This window comes from Photobacterium aquimaris (assembly GCF_002954455.1).
Classification (GTDB): domain Bacteria; phylum Pseudomonadota; class Gammaproteobacteria; order Enterobacterales; family Vibrionaceae; genus Photobacterium; species Photobacterium aquimaris.
In genome coordinates this window covers 681,630-700,619 of sequence record NZ_MSCC01000002.1, presented here as the reverse complement: position 1 = coordinate 700,619, position 18,990 = coordinate 681,630, and the positions used below count along the sequence as shown (strand labels likewise).

The window sequence follows — 18,990 nt, the reverse complement described above, 5'->3', positions numbered from 1 at the left end:
GCTCAAGAGTTGTATTCTTTTGAGTAGATAAAATATACATTATTGACGAAGCATTATCAGCGGCTCGATTTTTATATCATCAAGCTGTTGATAGACATTGATTGCCTGTTTGGCTTCTTTCTTAGGTGTTTTCTGAGTTGATTTTAAAAAAGCATGAATAATCAATAAATCACTGTCTTTTGTTTTAACGAACAATACTCTTGCTGATTCTTTGCCATTATCGACTCTTAACTTATAAATTAACCCTTTATATTTCCATATTTTGGGATTGAGTAATTTTAAACTTTTACAATGATAAATATCATTATAGGATTGATAAGATAGAAATTTATGCTCAATGTTTAATTGTAACTTTGCTGAAATGTCATCAAAGAAGTTATAAAGTGCTATCGTTCTCGCTTCTTTTTGTACTCTATAAATGTTCATTTTTTATCGTAAGCTTAACGCGATATATTTGACATTAGGCTCTTCAATAATGAAAAGCCACATGATTCTTTTTTATTCCGGAAGTACCCAATCTGGGCGCGGAAAATGGCAAGTGTAGCCATTTGGTTGATGCTCAAGATAATCTTGATGTTCAGGCTCTGCTTGCCAAAAATTACTCGCAGCCATCACTTCGGTCACTATTGGTCCAGGCCAAATAGTGGAAGCATCCATCTGCTTAATGATATCTTCGGCAATGGTCTTTTGCTCATTAGAAGTATAAAAAATAGCAGAGCGGTAAGACGAACCTATATCATTCCCTTGGCGATTAGGGGTTGATGGGTTATGGATTTGAAAGAAGTAAGCAAGGATTTTAGCAAAGCTTGTTTGCGTGGTATCAAAGGTAATTTCAATCGCTTCAGCGTGGCTACCATGATTACGATAGGTCGCATTATCAACATCACCACCAGTATAACCAACTCGTGTAGATACTACACCGTGTTGGCGACGAATAAGATCCTGCATTCCCCAAAAACACCCACCAGCCAGTATTGCTTTTTCGAGACTCATAACACCACTCCTATTGTCACATCGCGTGAACCCATGAGTTTTTATACAACCACAAGTTGATATTTATCGCAATTAGATCTTGTTAGCTTTGGACAGCCATATATTTTAAATCTTAAATAGATTTCCACGACAATAAACCATTCCTTCAGCAACAGACACGTTTACTATAAAAGGTACCGCTTATTATTTAATTTATTGGTTAACTAGATGCTATTACTATATTTCACGATCGCCAACACCCACAATCCTGACAGCTATTGCGGTATATTGTTCTAATTATAAAAAGCCATATCTAATTGGGATGTAATTGATGAGTCGCCAACTTTCCTTTGCACCAATGCCCACCAACATGTTGCTTAAAGGCGCGCATTCGGGACCATTTTCCGCTTACATTAGCATAACGTTCCATAAATTGTTCGCTATGCTCAAGCCAAGCGTTCGGCGTTATTCCCAATTGCTGTAAAATCTTTGGCTGGTTAGGTGTAATAAAGGCTTTTTTATCACTGCGAATACAGCGGCCAGTCCAATCAATAAGTTCAAGATAATCGGCAAACGCAAAGTTTATTCCGACTGTTTTTGCCTGACGCTCAGCCCCCACAAAGGGTAATAGTTGGAAGTGCGCTTTATTTAATGGTGGTTGTTTAGCGGAGGTTTTCTGTTGCTGATATTCACGAATGCGCTGCTGAATCGAGGTGAAATCTGATTGCTCTAATGACGGCGTAACGCCTGCCCTAATCGGATTTAAATCAACATACATCATGCAAGATAGTACCGCTTGCTCGTCTAATAATGCTTGAGACTTAAACCGCCCTTCTCAAAACGCGCCTTTGCATTTATCTTCCTTATTAGCTTTTCGTGCTATTTCTTCATTAAGACAGCGCATAAACCAGCTAATACTGCCTAATCGTTGTTGCCATTCAGTGACTAAATTTGATAACGCTTGCTGTTTTTCTGCACCTATCTGGCCCTCTTTTAAAAAATCGACTGCAATAGGATGACCATTAAATAACTGTAACCAACGTGATATTACCGCTTCAGGGGAGAGTTTTTGTTGTTGCTCGGTATCTATTTTTAGCACCAAATGGTAATGATTACTCATCACAGCATAAGCGCACACATCAACACAAAAAACAGCTGCTAATTGTTTGATTTTATTTACTATCCAACCTCGACGATGGTGATAGTTTTTGCCGTTATATGGATCATCACCACACAAATATGCTCGCCGTACACAGCGATTAATAACATGATAAAAAGGTGTAATTTGAGGCTCGATCAATTTGCGTCTTGAGATTGTCATTAGTTTCACCATAAGCAACTTGAAGCTTAAGTGTAGTTACTGATACTTAATGTGCAAAGTTATGGCTGTCCAGTATTCTTTATTATTCTTTATTCACAGACTTATTATTTTAAAAAATGAGAGCTAGGCTACAAAACGTTACGGCTAATCATTGTCTAATCCCACCCAATAAAATTATTTGAATAATCAGACGATTGTATAGCTAACGAAGATATATATGAACAATATAACTATAGCGCAACCAGCAACACTAACAGTGCCTTTACTGCTTACTCAAGTAGACACCGAACTTAGCCAACACCAACTTGATTTGATCGCGATAAAAGGATCATATTCGCAATTTTTTGACTATTTTAATGCCTTATTAGCTCCATCGATTAGTGGCTGGGTTGAAGCGGCTAATAGTGATCACCAAACTCTATCTAATCTCAATAGTCATTATGGCAATTTAGCTTTTGCGCATTATCTTGCCCGTCAATATGATACTAGTCGTTGGTCAGAAGAAGTGACGGTTATGACTAGTGGTTTTATTACTATCACAGATCAAAAACTGTCTTTTAACCCAATTAATATTCATCATATTTACGATTATCTATTTACCGAAATGGTAGATATCGATGCACTCAAACATCAGTTCAGGCACTTATTGATCACTGATAATATTAATTATTTATATCGCAATACTCCGCCGTGTATACACAGATATGCTATTAATGATTCAAAAAATATAGCAACACGTATTCAGCACAATATCTCTTTCTTATGGATGCTATATATCAAAACAATCGCGACCACGACCCAAGCAATCATTAACACCAAATAGTTACTGATATAACAACGCCACATCATTCAGTAATAAATATCTCTTACTGAGTGATATGGCGATAAAAGTCGATGCTATAACAGAAACTAGTTTAAAATAGTTGTCTTAGTTATATTCACTGATAGATCGTTAGGAACAAGGTGCAAAATCATCATGCAGATCTTGCTTCAAAATATTGGTTCCCGCAGGTGAAAAGGTAAATAATAATGGCTTATTCACATCAATAAACTCATATTTAACAAATACATCACTAACACCTTCTTATTAAATAATTGAAAACTCTTTATATTGACCACTTTCAAGCCCATCAACCGAAATATTCCCTACAGATACACGATGTAACGCTAATACTTCATTTTGAAAGAAACCAAACATCCGTTTTACTTGATGATACTTACCTTCAACTAATGACAACCGCGCTTTATAGTCAGAGAGTATTTCTAAATCTGCAGGTTTGGTAGTGATATCCTCATAGCCAAAGTAAATCCCCTTTTTAAATACTTGAATGTATTCCTCGGTTAATGGTTTAGATAGCGTAACCTCATACACTTTAGCGAGCTTTGTTTGTGGCAAACTTATTTGACGCGACCATGCACCATCATTGGTTAATAACACTAACCCTGTGGTATTAAAATCTAAACGACCCACAATGTGTAACTGCTCTTTTTGCGGATGATCAATAAGATCTAATACCGTTTTATGTTTTAAGTCTTTGGTTGCGCTTACAATACCTTGCGGTTTATGCAACATGATATAAATCGGTTTATTATTCTGCAGACATCGTCCATCCAATTCGACTTCTGTAAATTGGGTAACTTTTTGATGAGTAGAGTGCGCTACCAATCCATCGACAATGATTCTTTTTTGAGCCACTAAAAGGCGCGTATCTGAAATAGAATGAGGACTATTTTGACTAATAAAACGATCGAGGCGATGAGTATACGATTTCATGAAATGATGATAGCCATAATATAGAGAAAATTTACCGTTGGAATAATAACAAAAATGAGACGTAGCTATCTTTTAAAACATTAGAATGCAGCTTAAAAAACCGCCCTGCATTCTAAATAAAGCAAATGCTAAAACCTACTGTTTAGTAAGATAAAATTAACGCGTAAACTGATCAGCCCATTGCGGCCATAACGCACTAAGATCCATGTGCTCCTCGATGGTATCAGCAATACGATCAATGCCTTGCTCACGAATTTGTTCAAAATCAGGGGTTTGCGTGGCTTCTAAACCTGCCCATCGTAAAATCGCATCACATCCAGCTTGCTGTTCAAAAATACCATGTAAGTAAGTGCCAAACACCTGATTATCACAACCTAGCTGACCATCAGGGCCATCGGTTAATTGTAATGGTGCATTGGCACTGACACCTTGAGTTACACCGGCATGAATTTCATAACCTTTTACCGTAACAGGTGTTTGATTTGGCAGTGTTAACGTGCCTTTTGTTTGTTGTAGGCATTTGTTTTTCTCAATGGTTGTCGCAATAGATAAATAGCCTAAACCACGGCTTACTCCTGCTTCACCTTCAATTGCATACGGATCGGCAATGGTTTCACCTAACATCTGATAACCACCACAAATTCCTATTACTTTGCCACCTAAACGTAAGTGACGCTGAATCTGCTTATCCCACCCTTGTTGGCGTAAAAAGACTAAATCGCTACGAACACTTTTAGTGCCCGGAATAATGATTAAATCTGCGGCAGGAAATGGCTGTTCTTTACCGACGAACTGTAAATTAACTTGAGGATGCATGCGCAGTGGATCAAAATCAGTATGGTTACTCACTCGAGTTAGAACAGGCACAACCACTTTTAACTGATGATCTGCGGCTTCAACTTGCTGACAATTGATCGCATCTTCAGCCTCAAGCATTAGACCATGTAAATACGGTAAGACATCTAATACAGGCTTACCTGTTTTTTGCTCTAGCCATTCTAAACCAGATTCAAGCAACTTGATGTCACCACGAAAACGATTAATAACAAAGCCTTTAACACGTGCTTGTTCTGATTTAGACAACAATGCCAACGTGCCATAGATATGCGCAAATACACCGCCACGATCAATATCTGCAATAATTATCACGGGCACATCGGCTTTTTCAGCAAAGCCCATATTCGCAACATCATTGTCACGTAGATTAATTTCAGCTGGGCTACCCGCCCCTTCAATAATAATAGTCTGATACTGTTGTTGCAGCAGCGTGAAAGATTCCATAATCGGTGCCATCACCACTTTCTTATAGTTGTGGTAACCAACAGCATTCATATCAGCTAAAGCTTTACCCTGCACGATAACTTGTGCGCCAACATCAGTGTTAGGCTTGAGTAACACTGGATTCATATGCACACTCGGTTCAATACCACATGCTTGTGCTTGAACAGCCTGTGCTCGCCCTATCTCACCACCGTCTTGGGTTACGGCACTGTTTAAGGCCATATTTTGTGATTTAAACGGAGCAACGTTAATTCCGCGGCGTGCCAATACACGACATAATCCCGCCACCAGCACACTTTTACCAGCATCAGAAGTTGTACCTTGTACCATTAGTGCGCGTGTTGTCGGCTGTAATGTATCCGTCATTTACTCATTCCATGTTGATAGTATCGTGCTGCGGTAATCACTCTCGCCGGTACTTATTAAGTATCCGATAGAAAAAGACATTTCAATTATCGCTAATATGATATAAATAGTAACCATTATCATTTTCTATTTATCCTTATATGAATTATCTCCTTTTTCCCTCCATGTTAGTATGGTTATTACTTGCCATCAGTATTGGTTGTGTCTTAGCCAAAAAATCCTATTGGCAACTGCCATTAATACTCACATTAGTAGCAGCAATGACATTTAATGTTCTAACGCCCATCGGTGCCACTATTATCATCAGTGGCCTTGCCATTGCTTATTTTACTGCGCAGCAACATAACAAAGTGCTTATTTATGTTGGCCATAGTGCCGTTATATTGTGGATCATTGGCTTAGTGCTGCACCTCTATCCTGGCATCAATAACTTATTGGTGCTAGACCAAGTCAATAGTGGCCCACTCAGCCGTCCGTTTACGCTTTATTTCAACCTTGATAAACCAATGCTTATTTTTGCACTACTACTATTAGTGCCAAATATAGTAAGCAATAACCAATACAACTGGCGATCTTTTTCACTCTCACGTTCTCAAATAAGTATTATTGGTGGTGGATTGTTCACATTGCTGTTATTCGCGTGGGCATTACAGCTAGTGCGCCCCGAATTAACACTGCCATCATGGTGGTGGATCTTTGCGATGAATAATCTTATTTTTACTTGTGTTGCCGAAGAAGTGCTATTTCGAGGTTATATTCAAGGCTTTTTATTTAAAAAATTAGCGCCTCCTGCTGCCATTATCATTGCCAGTGGTTTATTTGGTTTAGCGCACTTTGGCGGTGGACCACTGTTTATCATAATTGCAACATTGGTTGGCATACTTTATGGACTAAGCTATTATTGGACTAGGAAGATAACGATCGCGATCGTGGTTCATTTTGTATTTAATTTACTACATTTAGTATTTTTCACTTATCCACTCCCACTGTGATAATGCAAATCTGAACACTTTACGACGTGATTTAATAATACAACACAGGGATAAGGGGCAGGATGTCATGTCAAAATTATTGCTCATCGATGTTCTCAATAATCCAAAAATATTACTCAAGGTTGATGACAAACACAGCTATCAAGTTATCACCGAAGCTCGGCACCTATCATTATTAGGCCAATTAAGAGCACGTTGTTATCAAGCACAAATCGAACAAGATTTGCCGCTGCACACTCAACAGCAATTAATGTCAGGCTTTCATAGCTATCAAAAACAACAGCAGCAACTATTACTAGAACATCAGCATCTTACCGAACAGTTACAAGGTATCATTGGCAGTTGGCGTTATTTACGAGGCAGCGCTTTACAGTGGCTTGATAATGATATGTTTGCAGGTCGAGTAAAACGTAATATTGATATTTATGTTCCACCACAGCATGTGGTCAACGTTGAAAAGGCCCTATTAAATAATGGCTGGCGCTATAAAAATATTGCTGACTATGAAGAAACGTTTTATCGCCGCTGGGCGCAACAAACCACCCCACTGATCCACAAACAGCGCCGAACTGAATTGGCTATTCACTTTCAGTTATTACCCAAGACCTTGAGTAATAAACTTAACTCAGGCCCTCTACTACACCATCATTTATCGCCTGTCGCCTGCGAGCCGGCGACATTATTATCACCCGATGCAATGGTGCTTCACCAAGCTATTATGTTATTTAACCAAATAGATTATCAGTATGGGTTGCGTGATATTTACAGCTTATATTTGCAATTTATTTACTTTAGTCAGCAGCCTACTTTTTGGCATAATTTAATTCAACTTCAACAGCAAGTTGGTAATGATAATAGCCTTTATCTAGCGGTAAGTTTATGTCGCGATTTATTCAATTTATCGGTTCCTGAACAAGCATTAACTTATTTTAAACAACAAAAATCACATCGTATCTCTTATTGGATTTATAAGCAGCGCTTTATTGATGCATTTGTTTATCGGTTTCCTTTACACCGCAATGCTGAATATCGAGATGCAGTAAAATCACTGCGTTTTCGAGGCCGTTTAAAGCAAATGCCAATATATTGTATTGTTCCTCATATTATTAAACGATTAATTATTAATAGTATTCCACACGATGATGAAGAAGTAATTTACTAAATACGATAAACGTCTCATATCATCACACCTTATAACAATAACACAAACGCTAATATTCATTGTCATGCTATTATACGAAGTCATTCTATAGCAAGGAAAGCAAATTGAATAACATGCTGTTTTACAAAACATATTCGCATAAAAAAAGCAAAGAATGGGTTGTTTTTGTACATGGTGCTGGCGGAAGCTCTGCAATATGGTTTAAACAAATAAAAGCCTATAAACAGCATTTTAATTTATTGTTACTCGATTTACGTGGCCATGGTAAATCTAATACTATGTTTCAAGACATGATAAATAATAATTACACCTTTAAAATGGTGACTAAAGATATTATTGATGTACTTAATCATCTCAAAATTCAATCTGCCCATTTTGTTGGTATTTCATTAGGTACTATTATTATTCGTCATTTAGCTGAACTTACTCCTGAGCGAGTACAAACAATGACCCTTGGTGGCGCTGTTACACGGCTAAATACCCGTTCTCAATTATTGATAAAACTGGGAAATATCAGTAAACATATTCTGCCTTATATGTGGTTATACCGTTTGTTTGCTTATGTAGTTATGCCACAAAAAAATCAGCGCCAATCAAGGCATTTATTTATTCGTGAAGCTAAGAAGTTATGTCAAAAAGAATTTAAGCGCTGGTTTAAACTTGCTACTGACGTTAACCCAATCATGAAATACTTTAAAGAAAAAGAACTCATGATTCCCACCCTCTATCTAATGGGTGAACATGATTATATGTTTCTTAAATCAGTAAAAGAGATGATTAAACGTCATCAAAATAGTGTTTTAACCCAACTCGCTAATTGTGGTCATGTGTGTAATATTGAGCAGCCAGAAGCATTTAACCGTTATTCTATTGACTTTATTCAACAGCATAGTCAAACATCATTAGCCAACTAGAATATATATAAAAAAAACCAGCGAGGTATTAGTGCCTCACTGGTGTCAATTAACGTATTTTAAGCGGCTAATACGTTACTTAAAAAACGCTGTAATTGTTCGGTTACAAATTGTGGTTGTTCTAAATTACTGATGTGTCCAGCATCTGGAATAAGCACGTATTCACTGCCATCAATCGCATCATGCATTAATTGCGCTTCCAGCGGTGGACGCGGGTTATCTTCAATACCTGACATAATTAATGTTGGTACCGTTAGTTGTTCGATATCATCAAAGGTATCACGACGACCAAACACCATGCGTCCCATGTCAGATACGGCGATAGCACGATCCCCTTGCAAGTTTGATAAATGATCGCGGAAATCACTCACTAATTGTGGATTATAAAGGTGACCGTCACGACGGAAAAATAATGGCGCAATCATATCAATCAATGCTGCAGGAACTTGTTGCTGATCGCGTAACGTATCTAGCATCGCAAAATATTTCGCATGTAGCACCTCCGGTTCATAGCCTAAGAATGTATCCATCAATACTAAAGCTGTTACGCGAGTAGGTGCTTTGAGCGTTAACTCAGCGCCCCACATACCACCGACAGATAATCCAATCATCGCAAATTTTTCAATCTTTAAATGATCAAGTAGTGCTAATACATTATCAGCATAGTCACGTAAGGTACGCGTTGCTATCGGCGCGCTATCAGAGCCTCCATGAGCCCAAAAATCAGGCACAATACAACGATAATGTTGACTTAATACCTCGATTTGTGGGGCCCACATTTCACTATTCCATAAATAGCTATGACCAAAGACCAGTACAGGACCTGTACCTTGATCACGATAAGTCATCTGCTGACCATCAATAGCGAACGTTTGCATTGTTGGTATCCTTTTTAGTTAACATTTTTGATTAATATGGATGAATTATTACACTGCGTTATTACAACACACTAGCGTAACAACTACGCCATTGATGTTACTCAGTATTTATTTCGAATATGCGCAAGTCCTTGACGATAGAATACCCAAGCACATAATCCAGCCGCTATATTACCGATCATTGCTCCAGTAAACAGCCCTGATAAGCCCGCTAAATGGGCTCCAAGCCATAGCACTGGTAAATAACACACAAATAATCGTAATGCAGAAATCAGCAATGCACGCATTGGTAGCCCCATTGCATTACAAACCGACACCATCAACATACAAATACCCAATGCCCCTAAACTGATAGGCACACGGGTTAAATGAATCATTAAGATGTGTTGTACTGAGGTGTCTGTGGTTAATAGCTGTGTTAATGGTTGTGCACTCAAAAATAGCACTGCGGCAATCGCAATTTGCCATAGCAGCACAAATCGCACTGCTATCATGATTAACGCTTCAATACTGGCGATGTCTTTACGTCCCAGCAAACGCCCAACCATAGGTGGCATTGACATAGTGAGCGCAAGTACCACCACCAGCGAAAAGAATTCCAGTCGTGATCCTAATGCCCAAGCTGCAACTGTTGCGGCACCAAAACCAGCCACTAATTTAGTCGCTAAAATCGCTGAAACTGGCGGTAATAATTGGCTTAACATCGCCGGTGCCATAATATGAAGTAATTCTTTAATCGCTTTATAAATCGCTAATCCTCGCCAGTCAAAACTCAACCATTGGCGTTTAATTAACAGCGGATAAACCACCAACATGCCCATAGTGAACGAGGCAATCGTTGCCCATGCTGCGCCATTAATACCCATATTAAAAGTAAACATGAATAATGGATCTAAACCAATGTTAAGCACACTGGTAATAACCATCATAATACCTGGTAACAAAGTATTACCATTGGCACGACAAATGCTATACGCAAAATACACCATCGAGCCACACCAAGCACTTGCTAGCCATACCGGCCAATAAATATCAATGACCGCAAACACATTAGATGGAGCACCAAGCAACCATAGTAATTGATGACGACCAAACCAGATTGCAGTACACAATGCCATAATGCCGAGATCGCCAATAATCACCACCACACCACCGAGTTGACGAGCACGATGATGATCATTATTGCCTAACACTCGTGAAATTAATGCTGTAGTCGCAATGCCTAATCCAACCTGCAAACCAATAACTAACATTTGCATTGGTAAAGTAAACCCTTGCGCAGCTAAAGGTAGAATACCTAGCTGACCAATAAAGGCACTGTCTACTAATTGAAAACTCATTAGCGACAGTACACCAAATAACATCGGCCACGTCATGGTGAACAATTGATGAGCTAAGCCATGGGGTTCGAAATGAGTACGTGTTTTTTGATTCATAATAGTAACTTAAATAAAATTTTTATATAAATATCTAGTGTCAAGCCACAACCTTGTACTCAATACCAATAAAAAATCCCCGCCATAGCGAGGATCAGAAGTAATCTTGAAGCATTAATTAGCGTATAACTAATTTTACTAAATCTGCTGGGCGATAATAAACCGATTTCAACACTTTTCCTGCTCGAATAAGTTTACCATCGACATCTACATCCTGTGCACATTTAGCAATAATATAATCACCTTTGGTGCTTGCCACTAATACAACACCTTGCTTAGCATAGAAAGCTTCTGTTTCGTCGTATTGCTGCTGACTACGACATACTTTGCTCATGTTGCTTGAATGAACTTCATTCCAACAATCAATAAAGTTAAAACCTAGACGCTCAGACATTTGTAAAAGGATATCAATTAAGTAACTGATACCAATATTATCACCAATTTTTTTATCGCCTAAATGAACCAAACGACCCATTAATACATACACTGAATCAACAATGGCATCGGCTTGCTCAACTAAAGAATCAGCTTCAGCCAGTTCCGTCATTTCTTCAACTGCTAATGAGGTATGTAAGGCATCTGCTTGTGCATCAAGACTGGCTGGATTTTCAATATCTAAATCAAAGGTGGAACGAAACTCTCGAATATCGCTGTAAAGGTGATCGAAAAGGGGTTGGTCTAGCGTAGAAAGCTTCATTCGAATATCCTTGTTTCAGGTTTAAAGGCTGGCGGGATTGTAGATTGATCATCAAACTAATGCTCTCAACAAAATCACGCGACGGTCGAAGATACTAATCCAATCCTTTACCAGATACAAAACCAATTACTTAAAAATCGTTAGCTTGATGACAAAATAGACTTAACTATTGTTAGACGACGCTAAAACATAACAATTGAGATATCATTATTCGTATTTAATCACTTGCGAATTAAAGTAAAGCCAATAAAATTTCTACGATAATGCTTATAGCGAGATAATAATATGTATGTTGGAGAAGTGATGATTGCAGGTCACCGTGGCGCTCGTGCAGTCGCCCCAGAAAACACATTAATATCCATGAAAGCCGCAGCTGATGCTGGCGCAACATGGATTGAGACCGATACTCAACTGTGTGATGATTTAATCCCAGTCATTATTCATGATAAAAGTGTTCGTCGTTGTACTAATGGTTCTGGAAGTGTACGCCATAAAACACTCAATGAACTAAAGCAATTAGACGCTGGAAGCTGGTTTGCAACTGAATTTGCAGGCGAAACAATTCCAACATTAACTGAGTTACTGCAAGCTTGTGACGATTACGGATTAAATCTCAATCTTGAAATCAAAGTCCATTATGAAGAAGAAGTCGAACTTCAAGTGCGTAAAACGATTGAAGCGATTAAAGACTATGGTTTCGATACTGAACGCTTAATTCTTTCTAGCTTCTCTTACAACGCAGTAAAGTACTGCTTACAACAATGGCCAGAAGTTCGCCGTGGACTGATTATTGAAGACTGGGTGCCCGATATTGCCCGCTTAGATGCTAAGCTTGATCTCTACAGTATTCATTTAGATCATCATTTACTTAATCAAAAGCTTGCACAAGAAATCACTGATGCTGGTAAAGTGCTCCAAATATGGACCATGAATGATCCTAAAAAAGTAGAGAAATTTACTCGTTGGGGCGTCAGCACTATTATTAGTGATGATCCTGGCTTATTCATTTCAGCAACAAATAACCAATAGCTACTTCCTAAGATATTGTTTGTGGGTCAATTATTTTAAATGATTGACTCGCTACAACACATCCTTTCCCCCTCTTGTTTATTCACTCTTCATTAATCATTGTTAACCTATGATTAAGATAGCTATTATTTACACTTAAAATCGCAACCTTACATTCCAAAATAATACAAACAATTTACGCTTGATCTAATTAAAATGTAACTATATGTTTATAGAGAATATAAATTATTATCATTCTATTTATAACTCTCTTTTATTACACACAAAATCAGATAATTATGCTAACAACCGTCGAACGACAACTTATTTGATATCTAGTGGAGTACACTATTCATGTCAGCTTATGACACCATCTGTATAATGGCAGCTATTGCTATCCTTATATCTATTATTAATCACCGTATCGGTAAGTTTCAGCCGACCATTGCCATCACTGGCTGGTCAATAGCAATATCATTTATTCTCTTAATATTGAGTAAATTAGGCTATATACCATTGAATGATGAACATGCACTGATTCAAATGGTACAAGGTGTAAAATTTGATGATTTCCTACTCAAAGGAGTACTGGGTTTCCTCCTCTTTGGTGGAGCATTAAATATTCAATTACCTCACCTTAAAGATCAAAAGTTTGAAATATCATTTCTAGCACTTGTTGGTACTGTTTTCTCAACCTTCTTTATTGGTACTGTGTTGTGGGTGCTGTTTAAAATTTGCACCATTGATGTTGATTTTATCTATTGTTGTTTATTTGGCTCACTCATCTCACCTACCGATCCAATTGCGGTATTGGCCATTGTCAAAAAACTCAATGCACCTCAACGGATCTCGACCCAAATTGAAGGTGAATCGCTGTTTAATGACGGTGTTGGCTTAGTTATTTTTGTTACTCTGTTTGAAATCGCATTTAGTAAAACTGCTCCTACGGTATCAAGCACTGCACTGCTGTTTATCCGTGAAGCATTAGGCGGTATTGCGTTTGGTGCAGTACTTGGGGTGGTATTCCATTTCTTAATTAAAACCTCACATGACAATATGTTCCGCTTAATTTTAACCATTTTAATTCCAACATTTGGTTATGTGGTAAGTGAGCATATTGAAGTTTCAGCACCGCTTGCGATGGTTATTGCGGGTATTATTATTGGTAACTGGACCCGTAATACGATATCAAAAGAAGCTTCTCACCAGATCTCACATTTATGGGAACTGGCCGATGAAATTTTAAACGCGATTTTATTCTTGCTGATCGGCTTTATGATGATCACCTTTAGTTTCCACTTTATTGATATTTTGGCAGTGGTGATTGCAATACCGCTAGTATTGCTAAGTCGTTATCTAACGATTAAATACTCTTATAAAGTATTTAGCCGCCACCGTCGCTATAACCCACTATCGATTAAAATATTAACGTGGGGAGGATTACGTGGCGGATTAGCGCTAGCAATGGCAATGGCGATTCCAACCGGAATACCGATTGGGTTTAGCCCTGATATTGATGTTAAAGAAATCATTGTATTAATGACTTATGCCGTGGTGATTTTCTCAATCATTGTCCAGGGTTCCACAATTACCCCAATGATTTATCAAGCAAAAGCTGAACAAGAAAAAATGGAGCAAACTGCTGCTGATAGCGTCTCAACCACAGAGCCATCAACATCTGATACCGATAATCGTTAATCGTTAATCGTTAATCGTTAATCGTTAATCAGCATACTGGCCACCGCCAATAACGGTGGCCTTTTTATTCCAAGGTTGCTGAAATTAAACATTAATGTAATAAAAATGTTGACCACTGGAAAATTAATCATATGATGATCATTACTTATTAATTAACCGTTATGACGCTTATGAGCAAGGATTGCACTCTCGTTGAATGGAGCAAAGATCGCATTTGGTATTGCACGATGCCATACCGCGTTGCAGGTGCGCCAATTGACCATCGAATGACAATAATTCGATTGAATAACAATAAACTCTTTATCCACTCTCCTATTGATATTACCCAAAAACTACAGCGACAGATTAGCCAATTAGGTGATGTTGGTTACGTGGTCACCCCGAATAAAAGTCATAATATTTATCTTTCTGATTGGTGGCTCGCTTATCCTCAAGCCTATTTTTATGCACCGCCAGGACTCATTCATAAACGCAGTGATCTTACCTTTGATGATGCCCTTGGTAATAAAACACCCTATCATTGGCAAGGACAATTACTGCAAACCGTTATTCGCGGCAGTGATACGATGGAGGAAATTGCTTTTTGTGATCCTCATTCACAAACGCTTATTTTAGGTGATGCTTTAGCATGGATGGTAGAAAGCCGTCACCCACTGACGTTTGCTATTGCGGTTCTCAATGGTTGCTACTTTAAACCAGCAATGCCGTGGTATTGGCGTATTACTTTTCAAAACCACACCCAACTTCGACAATCAATTCAAGAAATTCTCACTTGGCCTTTTGAGCGTATTATTCTGTCACATGGGAAAGTCATTGATAATAATGCCAAAGCACATTTCTCGAATGCATTCAGTTGGTTAATGGCACATAAAATAAAGATTACCACCACCAAAAAAGCATAAATAAGCTATATATCGATTATTTAAATAGATAGGCCACAATAGATATCAATTTATGTGCAAGATCAATATCGCCACTACTCTAAACGTGCATAGTAATTATAATAATGATAACAACACCCATAGCGATATTTATTATGCTCAGTCGCTAGAGTTTAGGAGTTAATTAATGAACTTATTGAAACTTTATTCTCGTGATATTCTCGGTCTTAGTGTGGTTGGATTTTTTATCCTTAGTGTGCTTGGCTTGATTTTCGGTACCATTGCATTATTCAATTATGTTAGTGGTGATACGGTATTAGCAACATCAAATGCTCAACTTGCAGTATTACATATTGCTTTTATTATTCCGGCACTGATCATCGGCCATTATATTAATCGCCCATCTTGGGTTGCCGCTGTAGAAAAACTAAAATTTACGCGAGAAATAAAATAACGCGACACTGGTATATTCACTGACGCTGATTAATATTATTCTTCTGCAAATTTCTGGCGTAATAACGTTACCATTGCGCGCGTTTTTCAGGTAAAAAACGCCGCGATGGGTAAACTAAGGTCATCATAATATCGGAGTAATTAATATCAGTTAACACTTGAACTAATTTCCCTTGCTGTAAAAATTCCCGCATTAAAATAGTCGGTAATAATCCTATACCCTGCCCTAAACTTGCCATATGTTGAATCATATTAATATCTTCTGATACCAGTCGTATTTTGGATCCTTCCGGCAATAAAGTCGCATTATAACTGCTGGTTAATAACCAATGCTGCTGCAACTCTGCCATATTTTTAGGCTCTGAGTGCTGCTGTAAATAAGCAGGTGATGCAAATAATCCATTGGTCGAGGTTAAGAATGTTTGCTGTACATAATCATGGTTAATAATTTCAACCATATTTGGCAATAACTGCAAGTCAATATTTTCTCTTTCTAAATCAACACTTTTTTGCAAATAAACTAATTCCAACCTCACCAATGGAAATTGGCTAACATAGGTATTTAATACTTCAGCAAACATCGGAGATGAAATAAAAGAGGCTGTCGCCGCTAATCGTAATGTGCCTTGTAAACTATTTTGCTGGCTTTCAAGTAAATTGATTGCATGATTAACATCCGTTAATGGTTGGCTGATATGTTGATACAGTAAGCGCCCATTTTCAGTTAATTCTATGTGACGCGTAGTACGGATCAGTAACTGACAATGAAGCGCTTTTTCTAATTCTTGCAACCGACGACTGACTTTTGAACGTTGTAATCCATGCACTGTCGCAGCCGCACTAATACCACCATGCCTTACTGTTAGCATAAATAAATACAGGTCATCCATTGATGCTTTCATCAAAATATCCACTATTGTCCTATTTTTAGTACGTAAGTGTCACATTTGTTGCAGTATTTAATCAAGCTCAATATTTTTATACTGAATGCTTGATCATGACCACCGGAATATTCTATGCCTAATTCTCATACCACTTTTCAACGTTGGATGCGTTGCCTTATTGTGCTTTTTATTCTACTGATGACTTATATTGTTATTGCTGATAGATACGTTCCATTAACCAGTGAAAGTCGTGTTCAAGGTTATGTTGTACAAATAGCGCCTCAAGTATCAGGAACAATTACCCAAGTCGATATTAAAAATAACCAACCCGTATCCAAAGGCGAGTTGTTATTTCGTATTGATGATAAAAAGTATCGTTTAGCCGTTGATGAAGCACAAGTTGCATTAGAGCAAGCTCACCAACAAGAACAAGGGTTATATGCACAAGCCAATGTAGCTAAGGCTAATATTGCCACCAGCCAAGCTAATTATAATAATGCTCATCGTGACTTTATCCGTATAAATCAGTTAGCCAAAAAAAATCTTGTTTCAGCATCAATGCGTGACAATGCTTATGCAAAAAATGAAACAGCACTGGCTAACTTAGCCGCGGCAAAGCAACAAGCAGTAGTAATCAACACCCAACTGGGGCCTAAACTAGGTCAAAGTACTATCGTCTTAGCAGCTGAAAATGCCTTAGCGCAGGCAAAACTGAATTTAGCCCATACTGATGTCATTGCTCCTAGTAATGGTGTGATCACTAATCTTCAAGTAGATATCGGTACTATGGCAAATGCCAATCAACCGATGCTGACTTTTATTCCTACAGATTCAATGTGGGTAACGGCGGATTTTAGAGAAAAATCTATTGCTAACTTCCATGACCATTCAAAAGCTTATGTCGCTTATGACGCTTTACCTGGTCAAGTATTTCCATTGACCGTTAATAATCGTGATTACGGTGTTGCTGCTGCTCAGCAAATGGCTAATGGTCATCTTACGCATATCGACACCAGTAACCGTTGGGTCCGTGATGCACAACGAGTACGAGTTAATTTCACCAGCCAACAACCATTGCCTCCACAACTCTTTGTTGGCTCTCGTGCAACAGTTGTTGTCTACCCACAACATGATCCTATATGGCAATTATTAGCCAAAATTGAAATCCGTATCGCCAGTGCACTGCATTTTATTTACTAATTCAACTGCGCCATTAATACGCATGGTAATGAATTTACGGAGTCACTACTTATGAAAACAATGCGACTTTGGTTTGGCTGTGTCGTTGGTCTAGCTATTACGATGATATTTGGCTGGTCATATGGATTTTTCGCAGCCTTATTACCAATAATTATTATGACAAATGCCGATCATTGGCATTGGAATAGTTTTCAGCAACTCATCGTTGGCGTTGTTTGGGTCACGATTGAAGTCAGCTTTATTAATGGTTTTTTTCAATCATCGCCCTTACTGTTAACGGTTGTAGTAGGAATATTTTTCCTCGAAAAGTGTATTGCGATGAGCCATAAAAGCAGTTATTTATTTGGCTTTGTCGGTTTACTTGTCGGCTCAATTGCCCTCAATTTTGCCAGCTATAGCAGCTTTGATTTGGAAGACTTTTCAATTACCTTGTGGTGCTGTGCACTTGTTACTGTGCCTATTTGTGCTTTGGCCTATTTTTTATTCCCAGATCCCATCGTTGAACAGGCAGTCGATACAACTCACGATGCACAACGTTACGACCATATCGGTATGATAAGACAAACCGCACTAGGATGGATCATTGCCATGCTGGCATTTGTGGTATTTCAAGTCGGCGATCTTAATGACTCATTATCGGCCCAAGCCTCTATTATTATTGTACTAGCACCAATGACCTTAATTGGTTCATTGGCTGCTGCTAAAATACGTATTATTGGTACTTTTCTGGGGTGTTTAGCTGGGTTAATTATTCAAGTCGGACTCTATTCATGGTCTGATAACGGCATACTCTTTATTATGGCTTATGCTATTGCTGCGGGTTTTTTCTGCTCTTGGCTATCACTTGGCACAATTAAATCGAGTATTGCTTTTTCGGCAATGTCAGCATTAACTGTACCGCTTACCAGTTCATTAATTCCCAATAAAAAAGATGCTGTATATGCTATTTTTTATCGATTTAGCTCTATTGTTGTTGCGGTTGTTTTAACTTCTGTGATGATCTGGATTATTCATCATTTTCTTATCCGTGTGATCAAATCACCTGATGAATCTTTTGGGCACCGATAATAATT

General features: G+C 38.2%; 20 protein-coding genes and 1 pseudogene. 10 read left to right on the top strand and 11 right to left on the bottom strand.

Going from position 1 to position 18,990, the window contains the following annotated elements:
- Nucleotides 1-39 precede the first annotated feature (39 nt).
- From BTN98_RS13815 to BTN98_RS20490, 4 genes are all read right to left on the bottom strand, one after another.
- Nucleotides 40-426, bottom strand: a complete 387-nt coding sequence (locus BTN98_RS13815) for a type II toxin-antitoxin system RelE/ParE family toxin (protein WP_061000387.1) — start codon at nucleotides 424-426, stop codon at nucleotides 40-42.
- A gap of 72 nt (nucleotides 427-498) precedes the next feature.
- Entirely contained in the window at nucleotides 499-993 is a 495-nt protein-coding gene (gene msrA / locus BTN98_RS13810; protein ID WP_061000388.1) for a peptide-methionine (S)-S-oxide reductase MsrA, read from the bottom strand.
- Nucleotides 994-1,285: 292 nt separating this feature from the next.
- Nucleotides 1,286-1,753, bottom strand: coding sequence for a hypothetical protein (locus BTN98_RS20495; RefSeq protein ID WP_197432888.1), 468 nt, complete (start codon nucleotides 1,751-1,753; stop codon nucleotides 1,286-1,288).
- 54 nt (nucleotides 1,754-1,807) lie between these two features.
- Nucleotides 1,808-2,293: a transposase gene (locus BTN98_RS20490; RefSeq protein ID WP_197432889.1), complete on the bottom strand. Its 486-nt coding sequence runs from the start codon at nucleotides 2,291-2,293 to the stop codon at nucleotides 1,808-1,810.
- A gap of 217 nt (nucleotides 2,294-2,510) precedes the next feature.
- On the opposite strand from BTN98_RS20490, the gene BTN98_RS13800 reads away from it, so the two are divergent.
- Nucleotides 2,511-3,116: a hypothetical protein gene (locus tag BTN98_RS13800; RefSeq protein WP_061000389.1), complete on the top strand. Its 606-nt coding sequence runs from the start codon at nucleotides 2,511-2,513 to the stop codon at nucleotides 3,114-3,116.
- Nucleotides 3,117-3,254: 138 nt separating this feature from the next.
- Here the strand turns inward: BTN98_RS13800 and BTN98_RS20785 are convergent.
- The 3 genes and pseudogenes from BTN98_RS20785 to BTN98_RS13785 all read right to left on the bottom strand — a co-directional run.
- Nucleotides 3,255-3,371 (bottom strand): annotated as a pseudogene (locus tag BTN98_RS20785) (cytosolic protein); the annotation flags it as partial.
- Between the two features lie 9 nt (nucleotides 3,372-3,380).
- Entirely contained in the window at nucleotides 3,381-4,067 is a 687-nt protein-coding gene (locus BTN98_RS13790) for a pseudouridine synthase (protein ID WP_061000390.1), read from the bottom strand.
- A gap of 156 nt (nucleotides 4,068-4,223) precedes the next feature.
- Nucleotides 4,224-5,714, bottom strand: a complete 1,491-nt coding sequence (locus BTN98_RS13785; RefSeq protein WP_061000392.1) for a cobyric acid synthase — start codon at nucleotides 5,712-5,714, stop codon at nucleotides 4,224-4,226.
- A gap of 164 nt (nucleotides 5,715-5,878) precedes the next feature.
- Between BTN98_RS13785 and BTN98_RS13780 the strand changes: the two genes are divergently transcribed.
- The 3 genes from BTN98_RS13780 to BTN98_RS13770 all read left to right on the top strand — a co-directional run bounded on the left by BTN98_RS13780 (nucleotide 5,879) and on the right by BTN98_RS13770 (nucleotide 8,782).
- Entirely contained in the window at nucleotides 5,879-6,706 is an 828-nt protein-coding gene (locus BTN98_RS13780; protein ID WP_231730735.1) for a CPBP family intramembrane glutamic endopeptidase, read from the top strand.
- Between the two features lie 67 nt (nucleotides 6,707-6,773).
- On the top strand, nucleotides 6,774-7,868 hold the full coding sequence (locus BTN98_RS13775; protein WP_061000396.1) for a nucleotidyltransferase family protein: 1,095 nt from the start codon (nucleotides 6,774-6,776) through the stop codon (nucleotides 7,866-7,868).
- 113 nt (nucleotides 7,869-7,981) lie between these two features.
- Nucleotides 7,982-8,782 (top strand): alpha/beta fold hydrolase, encoded by an 801-nt coding sequence (locus BTN98_RS13770; protein WP_065190105.1) that lies wholly within the window; start codon nucleotides 7,982-7,984, stop codon nucleotides 8,780-8,782.
- A 59-nt stretch (nucleotides 8,783-8,841) separates the two neighbouring features.
- Here BTN98_RS13770 and BTN98_RS13765 read toward each other — a convergent pair whose 3' ends face one another.
- From BTN98_RS13765 to BTN98_RS13755, 3 genes are all read right to left on the bottom strand, one after another.
- Nucleotides 8,842-9,660: an alpha/beta fold hydrolase gene (locus tag BTN98_RS13765; RefSeq protein WP_061000059.1), complete on the bottom strand. Its 819-nt coding sequence runs from the start codon at nucleotides 9,658-9,660 to the stop codon at nucleotides 8,842-8,844.
- A gap of 101 nt (nucleotides 9,661-9,761) precedes the next feature.
- Nucleotides 9,762-11,096: an MATE family efflux transporter gene (locus BTN98_RS13760; RefSeq protein WP_061000057.1), complete on the bottom strand. Its 1,335-nt coding sequence runs from the start codon at nucleotides 11,094-11,096 to the stop codon at nucleotides 9,762-9,764.
- A 118-nt stretch (nucleotides 11,097-11,214) separates the two neighbouring features.
- Entirely contained in the window at nucleotides 11,215-11,793 is a 579-nt protein-coding gene (locus tag BTN98_RS13755) for a nucleoside triphosphate pyrophosphohydrolase family protein (RefSeq protein ID WP_061000055.1), read from the bottom strand.
- Nucleotides 11,794-12,078: 285 nt separating this feature from the next.
- On the opposite strand from BTN98_RS13755, the gene BTN98_RS13750 reads away from it, so the two are divergent.
- The 4 genes from BTN98_RS13750 (at nucleotide 12,079) to BTN98_RS13735 (ending at nucleotide 15,834) form a co-directional block, all read left to right on the top strand.
- The gene (locus tag BTN98_RS13750) at nucleotides 12,079-12,822 is read left to right on the top strand and encodes a glycerophosphodiester phosphodiesterase family protein (RefSeq protein WP_231730724.1); all 744 of its coding nucleotides are present in this window, start codon (nucleotides 12,079-12,081) and stop codon (nucleotides 12,820-12,822) included.
- A 333-nt stretch (nucleotides 12,823-13,155) separates the two neighbouring features.
- A complete protein-coding gene (locus BTN98_RS13745; RefSeq protein ID WP_061000051.1) occupies nucleotides 13,156-14,499 on the top strand; it encodes a cation:proton antiporter in 1,344 nt (447 codons plus the stop codon).
- Between the two features lie 170 nt (nucleotides 14,500-14,669).
- Complete coding sequence (locus BTN98_RS13740) at nucleotides 14,670-15,401, top strand: DUF4336 domain-containing protein (protein WP_061000049.1); 732 nt, start codon at nucleotides 14,670-14,672, stop codon at nucleotides 15,399-15,401.
- A 166-nt stretch (nucleotides 15,402-15,567) separates the two neighbouring features.
- Nucleotides 15,568-15,834 (top strand): hypothetical protein, encoded by a 267-nt coding sequence (locus BTN98_RS13735; RefSeq protein WP_061000047.1) that lies wholly within the window; start codon nucleotides 15,568-15,570, stop codon nucleotides 15,832-15,834.
- Between the two features lie 67 nt (nucleotides 15,835-15,901).
- Here the strand turns inward: BTN98_RS13735 and BTN98_RS13730 are convergent, their stop codons facing one another.
- A complete protein-coding gene (locus tag BTN98_RS13730) occupies nucleotides 15,902-16,735 on the bottom strand; it encodes a LysR family transcriptional regulator (RefSeq protein WP_240616126.1) in 834 nt (277 codons plus the stop codon).
- 114 nt (nucleotides 16,736-16,849) lie between these two features.
- Here BTN98_RS13730 and BTN98_RS13725 point away from each other — a divergent pair, with 114 nt between their 5' ends.
- A complete protein-coding gene (locus BTN98_RS13725; RefSeq protein ID WP_061000043.1) occupies nucleotides 16,850-17,917 on the top strand; it encodes an HlyD family secretion protein in 1,068 nt (355 codons plus the stop codon).
- A gap of 51 nt (nucleotides 17,918-17,968) precedes the next feature.
- Complete coding sequence (locus BTN98_RS13720) at nucleotides 17,969-18,985, top strand: DUF2955 domain-containing protein (RefSeq protein WP_061000041.1); 1,017 nt, start codon at nucleotides 17,969-17,971, stop codon at nucleotides 18,983-18,985.
- Nucleotides 18,986-18,990 lie beyond the last annotated feature (5 nt).